Raw genomic sequence first — 11,435 nt, 5'->3', positions numbered from 1 at the left:
TCTGTTCGATCAGCTCAGCGGTGCCGTTGGCGCTTGCTTCGTCGAAATCGGTGGCCCATACGAAGGCGCCCCTGGCGGCCAGTGCGAGACTGATCGCCCGTCCGATGCCGCTTCCGGCACCCGTCACCAGCGCTGCTTTCCCGGCGAATTCCGGCATGCGAACTCCTTGTCCCAGTGGAGAATGTCAGGTGGCTTCAGCCAAGCGCAACGGTCGCCTCGCCGACGAGCGTCTGCCGGCCGTCCTGCGCCGTCACGACGACCTCGATCCGGGCCCGCCGCTCGCCATCCTCGTCCACGCACTCGGTCACCCGTCCACGGCAGGTGAGCACGTCATGGACGTGTGTGATCGAGACGAAACGCGCCCCGAAAGCACGCAGCCGTTCCGCCCCGCACCACTGGGTGACCACCCGTGACAACACCCCGAACGACAGCATGCCGTGCGCGAAAACGTCGGGCAGCCCCGCCGCCTTGGCGAAATCCGTGTCGATATGTACCGGATCATGATCTCCGGATACGCCGGCATAAAGGGCCAGCATGGCGCGCGAAATCGGGCCGAAACTGATTTCGGGCAGCATGGTGCCGGTCTCGATCTGCGTCATCATCCGAGCCGATGCAGAAGCGTGCGCCTGGCACGGACGATGACGCCTCGGTCGGCCTGGCTGATGGTCGATCCCAGAACGGCGAATTCCAGCAGCCCGCCGCGTTTGTCGTAGAAATCCAGCACCTCGGTGCTGACCGAAACCTCGTCACCGGCGTACATCAGGCCCTCATAGGCGTAATGCTGCTCGCCGTGCAGTAAATAGCGGAAGTCGCAGCCGATCGTATTCGTCAGGTTGGGCACGCCAAGCCTCCGCCGCTCCTCGTTCGCCAGCAGCTCGATCACCGCGGGAAAGGACGGCGGCGCGGCGACATCGGGATACCCCTTCGCGCGCGCAGCCGCGACATCGATGAAGATGGGGTCTGTCTCGCCCAGCAGCCTGGCGAAAGACACGATCCGGCCGCGTTCGAGCTGCACGGTCACCGGCGCGGCCGACAAACCTCGCGTCTCGCGCTTGAAAATGCCCATTCCGCTGTGAATCCTTGGTCATCAATCGCACATTGTTTCGCCGGATGAAAAGTGAAGCATGAATCCTGGGACCAGGCAAATGCCGATTCCGGCATGGCTGCGATAAACAGCGGGTATTGGCCGCCGCCGGGTGCGGGCGGTTAGGGTCGGGTCATTCCTGAGGTCATGCGTTTTCGGCAGGGAGGGTGTTCGTGGGTGGCCGGGTTGCGGTGGTGACGGGTGGTGGGACGGGTATCGGCCGTGCCACGTCGTTGAGTCTGGCGGCGGCCGGGCTGGACGTGGTGGTGAATTACCGGGTGAGTCGTGACGAGGCGGAGGACACTGCCCGGGAGTGCCGGGCACGGGGTGTTTCGGCGGTGGCGATCGCGGCGGATGTGGGCGATGACAAGGATTGCCGGCGTTTGGCCGCCGAGGCCGCACGGGAGCTCGGCGCCGGGGTGGGCGTGCTGGTCAATAATGCGGCCGCGACGAAGTTCGTGCCCCACGCCCAGTTGGATGGTTTATCGGGCGAGGATTTCGCGGATATCTATCGCACCAACGTGATCGGCGCGTACCAGATGATCCGCGCGGTGGCGCCGGATATGCGGGCCGCTGGTGGCGGGGCGGTGGTGAACGTGGCCTCGATCGCGGGCCTGTTCGGGGGCGGCTCCAGCGCCGCTTATGGGGCATCGAAAGCGGCCCTGGTCAACCTGACCAGAACCCTGGCACGTGCCTTGGGGCCCGAGATCCGGGTCAACGTGGTCTGCCCCGGTTTCGTGGGCACCCGCTGGTACCAGGACCGCCTCACACCCGAGGACTACACCACCACCGTGCGGCAGGTCACCGACGACCTGCCACTGCAGCGCGTCACCACGTCGGACGACATCGCCGCCGGCATCACATTCCTGTGTTCTGCCGGCGCCGCCAGCATCACCGGCGAGACGCTCATCATCGACGCCGGCGCACATCTCGAACAAGCCACCTCCCGCCGCAACACCGGAAAAACCGTTCAAGGAGTTACGCATGCCCGCAATTCCGATGGGTGATATTCCGGCCTGGTATGCCGATCGCTTCGGCGCCGGCCGGTTGTGCGTGGTTCATCCGGACGAGAGCCTGTCCTGGGGCGAGATGGCCGTACGAGCCAATCGCCGGGCAGTAGCCCTGAAACGGCTTGGCGTCAGGAAAAACGACCTCGTCGCACTGGTGCTGCCGAACGAGAACGCCGTGTTCGAGCTGGCCTTCGCGCTGTGGAAGCTCGGTGCCACCCCGTGCGTGATATCGCCACGGCTACCGGCGGCCGAGCTCAGCGCAATCCTGGACGTCGCCGGGCCGAGCGCGATCTTCGCCTCCGATCCGGCGATCCAGCAGGCGGCCGGCGCGCTGCCCGCGGAATACGGCCTGCGCGAAGGGACTGACGACGTACTGCCCTCGGTCATCGGAAAGCATTGGAAGGCCATCACGTCCGGCGGCTCGTCGGGCCGGCCGAAGGTGATCATCGACCTCGGTCCGGGCGCCGTCGACCCGGACGAGCCGCTGCTCAACCTGCCGCAGGGCGGCACGGTGCTCAACGCCGGTCCGCTCTATCACAACGCGCCGTTCAGGTTCATCTCCGGCGCGCTTCATCGCGGGAACAGCGTCGTCAGCATGCCCCGCTTCGATGCCGAAGAGGCGTTGCGCCTGATCGAGCACTATCGCGTCGCCTGGGCCAACCTGGTGCCGACGATGATGAACCGCATTTGGAGCCTGCCCGAAGAGGTGCGTTCGCGGTACGACGTGTCCTCGCTCGAAGCGGTCTGGCACACGGCGGCGCCGATGCCCGCGTGGCTGAAGGAAGCCTGGATCGGCTGGCTCGGCCCGGAAAAGGTGTGGGAGATCTACGGCGGGACCGAGCGCCAGGGCAACACCGTCATCAGCGGCACCGACTGGCTGACCCATCGAGGCTCGGTCGGGCGTCCGATCAACTGCCATATCCGCATCGTGGGCGAGGACGGTCAGGAACTCGGGTGCAACGAGGTCGGCGAAATTCAGCTGCTGCCCGTGACCGGCGCCGGCTCGACCTACCGCTATCTCGGCGCCGAACCGCGGCGGTCCCGCGACGGCTACGAATCGATCGGTGATTTCGGGTGGCTGGACGAAGACGGTTTTCTCTACATCGCCGACCGCCGTGACGACCTGATCATCCGCGGCGGCATGAACATCTACCCGGCCGAAATCGAAAATGCCTTGTCCGAGCATCCTGGCGTCGACGTCGCGGTGGTGATCGGACTGCCCGACCGGGACCTGGGTTCGATCGTCCACGCCATCGTCCAACGCTCGCGGAACAACGAAAAACCGGTGACGGCGGAGACACTGAGCGCGTTCCTGGCGACGAAGCTGGCGAGATACAAGCTGCCGGCGGGCTACGAATTCACCGAGCAGCCGCTGCGTGACGAAGCCGGAAAGGTGCGGCGCAGTCGCCTGCGGGCGGAGCGGATCGCCTTGCGCACCAACGCGGACGTCACGCCGGCCGATGCCTGATTCCGTGCCGATATCCGAGGGAGAGATCGTGGCCACACTCGATTCCACGCTGTTCGACGGGAGCGATATCCCCGAGGACACCCGGGCGGTCGCCGCCGCGGCCAAGGCGCGGATCCGGGACTTCCCCGCGTGGACGGCCGAGCACGCCAAACCCATCCGTGCGGCCAAAAAAGCCGGTACCGGCGGCTTTCCGCCCATCATCCGGTCACCGCGGGCGGAAACCATCCGCATTCCGGGCCCCGCCGGGGAAATCCTCCTGCGCGTGATCGCATCGGCGGCGCCCCAAGGCGTTTATCTGCACATTCACGGCGGTGGCTGGTACATGGGCGGCGCCGATCTGCAGGACCACAAGCTCGAAGCGCTGGCCGACGACGCGGACCTGGCCTGCGTGAGTGTCGACTACCGCCTTGCACCCGAACACCCTTATCCCGCCGCACTCGAGGATTGCGTGGCGGCGGCGAGCTGGCTGGCCGAGAATGCGCCGCGCCTGTGGGGTACCGGTCGGCTCGTCATCGGTGGCGATTCCGCCGGTGCACATCTGGCCGCGCTGACGCTTGTGCAGCTGCGCGACCTGGCCGGCACCCGCTTCGTCTGCGCGCATCTCATCTTCGGGTTCTTCGATCTGGCGCTGACGCCGGGTGCCCGGCAGTTCGGTGCGGAGCGCAGCACGCCGCGCACGGCGGACCTGCGTGGTTTCGTCGATGCGTTCATCGGCTCTGACCGTGATCGGCGGTCACCGGAAATCTCGCCGCTGTATGCCGACCTGTCGAAGCTGTGCCCCGCGGTGTTCGTCGTGGGCACCGAGGATGCGCTGCTCGAGGATTCCCTCTTCATGCACATGCGCTGGCTGGCGGCGGGAAATCCCAGCGAGCTGCACGTCTATCCCGGCGCCCCGCACAACTTCGTCGCGATGCCCTGCCGCGCCGCCGCCGACGCGCACGACAAGGCCATCGCCTTCATCCGCCGCCATCTCGCGAGCTGACGCTCACTCCGAGCGGGGATAGTACTCATCGAAGATCTTCGACTCGAGCTGCCACATGAACGCACGGCTGAGCTTGCCGTCGGTGATTTCGTAGACGCACAGCCGCGGCACGATCAGCTCGGGCTTGCCGACCTGGGTGTGCCGCTGATTGATCACGACCGCGACGACCGTGTCACCGGCCAGCAGAATGGTCGGCTTTCCGACGAGCTCGACCTTTCCGCCGTTCAGTTCCTGGAGGCGAAGCAGGTACTCCACCGCTTCCTCGGTGTTCTTGATGTTTCCGGAAAGCGACGAATTGCCGGCGATATAGGCCGGCTTGTCCTTGGTGTAGAAGCTCGCCATCCGTTCGACGCTTTCGGGACCACCGTCGCCGTGCGCTTCGTAGTAGTCAACCAGCAACTGGTAGTTCTCACTTGCGGTCGCCATTCCGGCTCCTCCTCGATCAGGGGCTGTCAGGTCGTGGTCGGGATTTCGAGCGGTGTCCGGGTCACCAGCGTGAGCCGGTTCATCGTCATGTAGTAGCCGATCGCGATGATCGCCTCGACGATTTCCTGCGCGGTGAAATGGCGAGAGACGCGCTCGAATACCGCATCCTCGACGTCGCCACCGCGGATCACCTGGGTGCCGAAGGACAGCAGGGCCTGGTCGGTTTCGCCGAACGCCGTCGAGGCGAGGTCCAGCGCATCGATCGCGTCCACCATCGCGGAAGTGGCGCCCAGTCGTTCGGCGATCGTGCGATGCTGCGACCACACATACCGGCCACCGTCCAGCCGCGCGGCGAGCAGGATCAGCAGCTCCCGCGGCAACGGCGGCAGCGACTGTTCGGTCATGACGGCCCGCCCGACAGCCAACTGCGGAAGCACGCAGGTTTTGGCATGGGCCATCATCGCGATGATGTTCAGGCGCCTGGGGGAGGCGCGCAAGGCAGCACCGGCGGCTCCTTCCATCGTCTCGATATCGACCAGCGGCAGCCGGCTATCGGACCTGATCTCGGCGCTCATCTCAAGCCCGGCCCGTCGTGCGATAGTCGCCGAACTGCCCATCGCGTTGATCAAGCGCGCTGGTGATACTCGTGCGCAGCTGCGCGACATAAGCGATGACCTCGGGCGTGAACCACGCCTGCGCCTGCACCTCGGTGCCGGCCCGGAGACCGTTGCGTATCCCCATCGCCTCCATCTGGCGGTGCAGCGCGCGCTTGTTCATCTGCTGCAGCGGCGCCGGCACTTTTGCCACCCGTTCGGCCATGTCGAGGACAGCCCCCTCCAGCTCCCCGATCGGGAACGAACGGTTCGCGAATCCCAGCTCGGCGGCTTGCCTGCCGGAGATCGGGTCCCCGGTCAGCATCATCTCCATCGCCTGCCGCATTCCCATCAGCCACGGGAAAATCTGGTTGTCCGGTGGGCTCATCAGCCGCACCGGCGGGTAGCCGATTTCGGCATCGTCGGCGACGTAGACGAGGTCGCACGACGCGGCGAGTTCGGTACCACCGGCCAGGCAATAGCCGTCCACCTGCGCGATCAGTGGTGTCGCGAGATCCCACAACCGGAAGCAGCCCTCCACGACATGGCGCGCCCAGTAACCGATCCCTGGCGCGGTGTAGTAGGGCCGTGGCCGGTCGCTGCCGTCCCCCGCCGCGCCCTGGGTCAGGTCATATCCGGACGAAAAGCACTTTCCCGCGCCGCGCAGAATGATCACGCGAATATCGCTGTCGGCATCCGCCTGCTCGAGAACGTCGAACAATTCCCGCCGCAGCTCGCTGCTCATGGCATTGCGCTTTTCCGGACGGTTGAGCGTCACCCGCAGGATCGCGTCGCGAGGACGATCGAGTTCCAGGAACTCACGCGGGCCGTAGGTGTCTTGAAATTCGGTCATGTCTGGGAATCCGCCCTCACCCTCATTGGTTGCCACGACCCTAGCCTGACCTGCACGGCAGCGACCAATACCGGCTGCTTATCGCAGCCATGCCGCAATTGGCATTTGCCAGGTCCGCGACGCAGGCATAACACTTCAAGGCGAATCGCTGAGGACCGAAGGAGTTCCTTAATGGACAGAACCGAGACCGTGACTGCCGATCGGCGGCAGAAGCGCCGTGTCGTGCTCGCGACGGGCGTCGGAACGACGATCGAATGGTATGACTTCTTCATTTACGCCCAGGCGTCCGCACTTGTCTTCGGTCCGGTGTTCTTCAAGTCGCTGGGTGCGCAGGCGGGGTTGCTGGTGTCGCTCGCGACAGTGGGGATCAGCTTCCTGTTCCGTCCGGTGGGCGCCTTGATCGCCGGTCATTTCGGGGACAAGGTGGGCCGGCGCCGGATGCTGGTGATCACCCTGTTCCTGATGGGTGGTGCGACCGCACTCATCGGCGCGCTGCCGACCCCGGACACCATCGGTGTCGCCGCCCCGATCCTGCTCCTGGTGCTGCGTATCGCACAGGGCCTGTCCGCCGGTGGTGAATGGGGCGGCGCCGCGCTGATGGCCGTCGAATCGGCACCGGCGAACCGGCGGGGACGGTTCGGATCCGCACCGCAGCAGGGCGCCCCGGTCGGTCTGCTCCTCGCCACCGGGTACTTCGCGCTGATGACGGCCGTCACGCCGAACGACGCGGCGTTCCTGAGCTGGGGATGGCGGGTCCCGTTCCTGTCCAGCGCCGTGCTGGTCTTCGTCGGCTACTTCATCCGCCGTCGTGTCGAGGAGTCCCCGACCTTCGTCGAGATGACCCGTGGTGGTCAGGTGCGCAAGGCGCCCCTCGGTGAGCTGTTCCGCACCCGTCCCCTCCTCGTGCTCGTGGCCGCGCTCGCCTACTGCGCCAACAGCGCCGGGACGTACGTCGTGACAGGTGGCTTCCTGCAGAGCTATATGACCTCACCTGCGCACCCCGGCCACCTTTCCAAGACGACCGTGCTGCTGATGGTCACCCTCTCCGGGCTCCTGTGGCTGGTCGCGCTGCACTTCGCGGCGCTGCTGTCGGACCGGATCGGCCGCCGCACCACCTTCGTGATCGGCTGGATCACCACGATCGTGATGACCTTCCCGCTGCTGCTGGCGATGAAGAGCGGAAATGCCGCACTCCTCTTCGTGGCGATGACCTTGTACATGGGCGCACTGATGATCACCTCGGGACCACTCGCCGCCTATATGGTCGAGCTGTTCCCGGCGGGGATCCGCTACTCCGGAATCGCGGTCGCCTACGCGCTCGGTTCGATTCTGGGCGGCGCTTTCGCTCCGTTGATCGCCACTGCTCTCTACGACAGCACCGGGTCGGTGTACTCGGTCGGCTGGTACGTCGTCGGCATCGTCGCGGTGAGCCTTTGCTGCACGCTGTTGCTGCGCGATCGGTCCCGTGTGGACCTGGGCCCGAATTCCAAGGCGTACGACGGATCTTCGTTCTACCTGGGACGCGCGGCCGGCGAGGTCGAGCGTGACCCGTCGACGGTGGCTCCCTGAGTAGGTGCCCGGCGCCCGTTCCCCGTCCGCATCAACGGACCGGGAACGGGCGTCCCATGTGGACACTATGCGGTCGGCCAGTCGACACTGAGGTACTGGATCTCGGTGAACTCGTGCAATCCTTCCCGGGCGCCCTCACGGCCGAGGCCGCTTTGTTTGAGCCCGCCGAACGGTGCGGACGGGTCCGAGAGCAGACCACGGTTGATCCCGACCATCCCGGCGTCGATCGCTTCACCGAGCCGGAGCGCGTCCTGGAGGTTCCCGGCGTAGACGTAGGCGGCCAGGCCCATTTCCGAGGCGTTGACCAGCTCCAGCAGCTCGTCCTCGTCCCGCCAGGTGAGCACGGGGGCGACCGGGCCGAAGATCTCCTCACGGACGATATCGGCGTCCGCAGGCACATCGGCCAGCACGACCGGTGCGAAGAAATATCCCTTGCCATCGCTGGGAATCTCGGCGCGGGCCACTACACGTGCCCCCGCCGCCAGCGCCGACTCGACCAGTTTCGTCACCCCCGATACGGCCTTCGCGCTGATCAACGGACCGATCTCGCCCGACGCCCCGACCCGCAGCGCCTCGACCCGTTTTCCGAGCCTGGCAAGGAAATCCTCGGCGATCGTGGCGTGCACATAGAACCGGTTCGCGGCCGTGCACACCTGCCCGCCGCCCCGGAACTTCGCGATCATCGCGCCGTCGACGGCGGCGTCGAGATCGGCGTCCGCCGTGACGACGAACGGCGCGTTGCCGCCCAGTTCCATCGACGCGTTCACCACCCGGTCCGCCGCCTGGCGTAAGAGAATCTGCCCCACCCCGGTGGATCCGGTGAACGAGATCTTGCGCACCCGGGGGTCCTCGAGCCACGTCGTGACCACCGCACTCGCGTCGGTGGTGGTCACCAGGTTGACCACGCCATCCGGCACCCCGGCCTCGGTGAGCAGGCGTGCGATCGCCAGTGCGGTCAGCGGGGTCTCGGCGGCGGGCTTGAGCACGACCGTGCACCCCGCCGCGAGCGCCGGGCCGATCTTGCGGGTCGGCATCGCGGCCGGGAAGTTCCACGGGGTCACCAGTGCGGCGATGCCGACCGGGCGGCGCGTCACCACCGTGCGGGCGCCACCCGCGGGGGAGGGGCCGTACGCGCCGTCCGTGCGCACGGCTTCCTCGCCGTACCAACGGAAAAACTCCGCGGCGTAGGTGACTTCGGCGCGGGCATCGGCGGGGGACTTGCCGTTCTCTTTCGTGATGAGCGCGGCCAGTTCCTCCCGGTCACGCAGCATCAGCTCGAACGCGCGGTGCAACAGTTCGGAACGGGTGCGCGCGGGCGTGCGTGCCCACGCGCGTGCGGCCGTCGATGCGGAGTCGACGGCCGCGGTCGCCTCGGCCGGACCACCGTCGGGCACGGTCGCGATCGTCTCGCCGGTCGACGGATCTACGACGGAAAACTCGCTCGTGACATGAGGGGGCGTTGCCTGCGTGGTGGTCATGTCCCCATCATGGGAGCGGTCATCCATGCCGTCCATGGCCTACTTTCTTGGCTCACCATGCCTGTCAGGCATACTTACTGGATGGAGCTGCGGACCCTGCGGTATTTCGTCGCCATCGCCGAGCACGGCTCGGTCAGTGCTGCCGCGAGGGTCGTACATATGACGCAACCCGCGCTCTCCCGAGCGCTGCGGAACCTGGAGCGCGAGCTGCGGCTCGATTTGTTCGTCCGGCGGGGCAACCGGCTGGAGCTGACCGCGGCGGGCGCCCAGTTCCTGCCGGTCGCGCGCGATGTCCTGCGGCGGGCCGACGACGCGTTGTCGGCCGCGGAGGCGTTCGCGGCCGGCCGGCTGGTCCGGATCGTCATCGCCGCCCCGGCCACGACCCTGACCGACCTGATCGCCCCGTTCCTGGCGACGTTCGGCCCGGCCGATCCGCTCCCGACAGTGGTTCAGTCCAGTGGTGCCGAGGTGCTGCCGCAGGGCGCGGATCTCGCGGTGGTGACCCGCCCGCCGGCTCCGTCGTGGGCGTCGCTCGCGCTGGCCGTGCTGCCGGTGTGGGCCTACGTGCCGGCGGAACATCCTTGGCGGGAAAGGGAAAGCGTGCGGCTGGCCGAGCTGGTGCGTGAACCGCTCGTCGTGCTCGACCCGTCGTTCCGGGCGCGGCAGATCCTGCAGGAAGCGCTGACCACCGCCGGCCTGGCCGCGCCGGACCTGGTCGAATGCGGCAACGCCCAGGTCGCCCAGGCCCTGTCCGCCGCGGGCAGGGGCGTCGCGGTCCTCACCGACGACTCGCGATTCGGCCTGCACGGGCTGCGGATCGAGGGGCCGGCGGGACCGCTGCGGATCTCCCTTTTCGCGGCGTGGGCCCGATCGCACCACGCGGCGAGGTCACTTTCCGAGCTGTCCCAACGGTTACGCACCTTCGCTGCGGAACGATACGGAACCGAGGTGGTCCCGGAGGGATGAGGCTGACCTCGGCGAGTCAGGTCTGCTGTTCCGAAGTGACCATGCGGATTGCGGTACGGACCGTTGCGGCAACGTCCAGGTCGCTCAGGCCCTGTCCGCCGCGGGCAGGAGCGTCGCGGTCCTCACCGACGACTCGCTATTCGGCCTGCCGACTGGCGCTAGTGGTCGCACGCAACGTGCAACTCAGGCGCACGCAACGTGCGACTCGCGCGCAGGCAACGTGCAACTCGCGCGCACGCAACGTTCAACTCGCGCGGACCATCCGGATTGCGGCGCGGACCGTTGCCGGTTCGTGGTCTTGGTCGATCATCGTGGCTACGGTCAAAGCCGTCTTTCCGAGGTGAGCTCCCAGTCGTGACGCCGCGAGGCTCGCATCGCGTGACCTGACCGCGTCCACGATGGCGGCATGATCTTCGGCGCCTTGAGCCCACGCGAGCGGCTCGCCCGTGATGTACAGGCGCCGGTACCGGGCGCAGTACTCCGACAAGTCGCGCAGCTCCTGGCAGATGCGCTCGCCCGCGTGGGAAGTGAGCTGGGCGTGGAACCGCGTGTGGACTGCCTCCCAGGGATCGATGTCACCCGCGGCGGCCAATTCGTCCATTTCCCCGAGCGCGGACTCCAGGCTCGTGAACTCCGCACCCGACAGCTGCGGCACCGTGATGCCGACCGCGAACGCCTCCAACGCGATGCGCATCGCATACAGCTGCTCGAGGTCCGACACGGACACGCAGGCCACGCGCATCTGGTGCTGATGGACGTGCTCGACCAGACCTTCGCGCTGCAGCAGTCTCAATGCCTCGCGGACCGGTCCGCGGCTCACCCGCAGATCACGCGCGATGACGGCTTGATTGATTCTCGCCCCCGACTCGAGCTCATTGTGCAGGATTTGCCGGCGCAGCTCATCGTGAACCGCTTCGACTTCGTCCTTCCGGCGCGGGGCAGCCAAGTCGATCATGCGCGGAAAGGGATTGAGATGGTCATAAAACCAACGTAATGCGAACGCCGA

At 66.8% G+C, this 11,435-nt stretch carries 13 protein-coding genes; 5 read left to right on the top strand and 8 right to left on the bottom strand.

Annotation, left to right across the window (positions count from 1 at the left end):
* The 3 genes from GKO32_RS33985 to GKO32_RS33975 form a co-directional block, all read right to left on the bottom strand.
* On the bottom strand, window positions 1–157 hold a 157-nt coding region (locus tag GKO32_RS33985), incomplete at its 3' end, for an SDR family NAD(P)-dependent oxidoreductase (protein WP_154761019.1).
* Between the two features lie 37 nt (window positions 158–194).
* Window positions 195–599: a MaoC/PaaZ C-terminal domain-containing protein gene (locus GKO32_RS33980; protein WP_154761018.1), complete on the bottom strand. Its 405-nt coding sequence runs from the start codon at window positions 597–599 to the stop codon at window positions 195–197.
* The gene (locus GKO32_RS33975; RefSeq protein WP_154761017.1) at window positions 599–1,066 is read right to left on the bottom strand and encodes an FAS1-like dehydratase domain-containing protein; all 468 of its coding nucleotides are present in this window, start codon (window positions 1,064–1,066) and stop codon (window positions 599–601) included. Before GKO32_RS33975 ends, GKO32_RS33980 begins: the two co-directional genes overlap by 1 nt.
* A gap of 185 nt (window positions 1,067–1,251) precedes the next feature.
* Between GKO32_RS33975 and GKO32_RS33970 the strand changes: the two genes are divergently transcribed.
* The 3 genes from GKO32_RS33970 to GKO32_RS33960 are packed head-to-tail and all read left to right on the top strand — an operon-like array spanning window position 1,252 to window position 4,544.
* Entirely contained in the window at window positions 1,252–2,091 is an 840-nt protein-coding gene (locus tag GKO32_RS33970; RefSeq protein ID WP_312869025.1) for an SDR family NAD(P)-dependent oxidoreductase, read from the top strand.
* Window positions 2,069–3,562, top strand: a complete 1,494-nt coding sequence (locus GKO32_RS33965) for an AMP-binding protein (RefSeq protein ID WP_154761016.1) — start codon at window positions 2,069–2,071, stop codon at window positions 3,560–3,562. The genes GKO32_RS33970 and GKO32_RS33965 overlap by 23 nt, the downstream gene beginning before the upstream one ends.
* Window positions 3,563–3,590: 28 nt before the next feature.
* Complete coding sequence (locus tag GKO32_RS33960; RefSeq protein ID WP_166459814.1) at window positions 3,591–4,544, top strand: alpha/beta hydrolase; 954 nt, start codon at window positions 3,591–3,593, stop codon at window positions 4,542–4,544.
* 3 nt (window positions 4,545–4,547) lie between these two features.
* Here the strand turns inward: GKO32_RS33960 and GKO32_RS33955 are convergent, their stop codons facing one another.
* The 3 genes from GKO32_RS33955 to GKO32_RS33945 are packed head-to-tail and all read right to left on the bottom strand — an operon-like array spanning window position 4,548 to window position 6,416.
* Window positions 4,548–4,970, bottom strand: a complete 423-nt coding sequence (locus GKO32_RS33955) for a hypothetical protein (RefSeq protein ID WP_154761014.1) — start codon at window positions 4,968–4,970, stop codon at window positions 4,548–4,550.
* A gap of 26 nt (window positions 4,971–4,996) precedes the next feature.
* A complete protein-coding gene (locus GKO32_RS33950) occupies window positions 4,997–5,545 on the bottom strand; it encodes a carboxymuconolactone decarboxylase family protein (RefSeq protein WP_154761013.1) in 549 nt (182 codons plus the stop codon).
* 1 nt (window position 5,546) lies between these two features.
* Complete coding sequence (locus GKO32_RS33945; protein WP_154761012.1) at window positions 5,547–6,416, bottom strand: enoyl-CoA hydratase-related protein; 870 nt, start codon at window positions 6,414–6,416, stop codon at window positions 5,547–5,549.
* Between the two features lie 171 nt (window positions 6,417–6,587).
* Between GKO32_RS33945 and GKO32_RS33940 the strand changes: the two genes are divergently transcribed.
* Window positions 6,588–7,985, top strand: coding sequence for an MFS transporter (locus GKO32_RS33940; RefSeq protein WP_154761011.1), 1,398 nt, complete (start codon window positions 6,588–6,590; stop codon window positions 7,983–7,985).
* Window positions 7,986–8,050: 65 nt separating this feature from the next.
* Here GKO32_RS33940 and GKO32_RS33935 read toward each other — a convergent pair whose 3' ends face one another.
* Window positions 8,051–9,463: an NAD-dependent succinate-semialdehyde dehydrogenase gene (locus GKO32_RS33935; protein ID WP_246245149.1), complete on the bottom strand. Its 1,413-nt coding sequence runs from the start codon at window positions 9,461–9,463 to the stop codon at window positions 8,051–8,053.
* A gap of 81 nt (window positions 9,464–9,544) precedes the next feature.
* On the opposite strand from GKO32_RS33935, the gene GKO32_RS33930 reads away from it, so the two are divergent.
* A complete protein-coding gene (locus GKO32_RS33930) occupies window positions 9,545–10,429 on the top strand; it encodes a LysR family transcriptional regulator (protein WP_154761010.1) in 885 nt (294 codons plus the stop codon).
* Between the two features lie 244 nt (window positions 10,430–10,673).
* On the opposite strand, the gene GKO32_RS33925 is transcribed toward GKO32_RS33930, so the two are convergent.
* Entirely contained in the window at window positions 10,674–11,384 is a 711-nt protein-coding gene (locus GKO32_RS33925; protein WP_154761009.1) for a GntR family transcriptional regulator, read from the bottom strand.
* Window positions 11,385–11,435 lie beyond the last annotated feature (51 nt).

Source organism: Amycolatopsis pithecellobii (assembly GCF_009707865.1).
GTDB classification, from domain to species: domain Bacteria; phylum Actinomycetota; class Actinomycetes; order Mycobacteriales; family Pseudonocardiaceae; genus Amycolatopsis_E; species Amycolatopsis_E pithecellobii.
Note: the sequence above shows the minus strand (reverse complement) of the source record. Positions and strands in the feature narration are given on the sequence as shown.

Bases quoted from the DNA above. Each gene is read 5' to 3' on its own strand.
- GKO32_RS33955 (WP_154761014.1), bottom strand. From the start codon at position 4,970: ATGGCGACCGCAAGTGAGAACTACCAGTTGCTGGTTGACTACTACGAA.
- GKO32_RS33945 (WP_154761012.1), bottom strand. From the start codon at position 6,416: ATGACCGAATTTCAAGACACCTACGGCCCGCGTGAGTTCCTGGAACTC.
- GKO32_RS33940 (WP_154761011.1), top strand. From the start codon at position 6,588: ATGGACAGAACCGAGACCGTGACTGCCGATCGGCGGCAGAAGCGCCGT.
- GKO32_RS33935 (WP_246245149.1), bottom strand. From the start codon at position 9,463: ATGACCACCACGCAGGCAACGCCCCCTCATGTCACGAGCGAGTTTTCC.
- GKO32_RS33930 (WP_154761010.1), top strand. From the start codon at position 9,545: ATGGAGCTGCGGACCCTGCGGTATTTCGTCGCCATCGCCGAGCACGGC.
- GKO32_RS33925 (WP_154761009.1), bottom strand. From the start codon at position 11,384: ATGATCGACTTGGCTGCCCCGCGCCGGAAGGACGAAGTCGAAGCGGTT.
- GKO32_RS33965 (WP_154761016.1), top strand. From the start codon at position 2,069: ATGCCCGCAATTCCGATGGGTGATATTCCGGCCTGGTATGCCGATCGC.
- GKO32_RS33975 (WP_154761017.1), bottom strand. From the start codon at position 1,066: ATGGGCATTTTCAAGCGCGAGACGCGAGGTTTGTCGGCCGCGCCGGTG.
- GKO32_RS33980 (WP_154761018.1), bottom strand. From the start codon at position 599: ATGACGCAGATCGAGACCGGCACCATGCTGCCCGAAATCAGTTTCGGC.
- GKO32_RS33950 (WP_154761013.1), bottom strand. From the start codon at position 5,545: ATGAGCGCCGAGATCAGGTCCGATAGCCGGCTGCCGCTGGTCGATATC.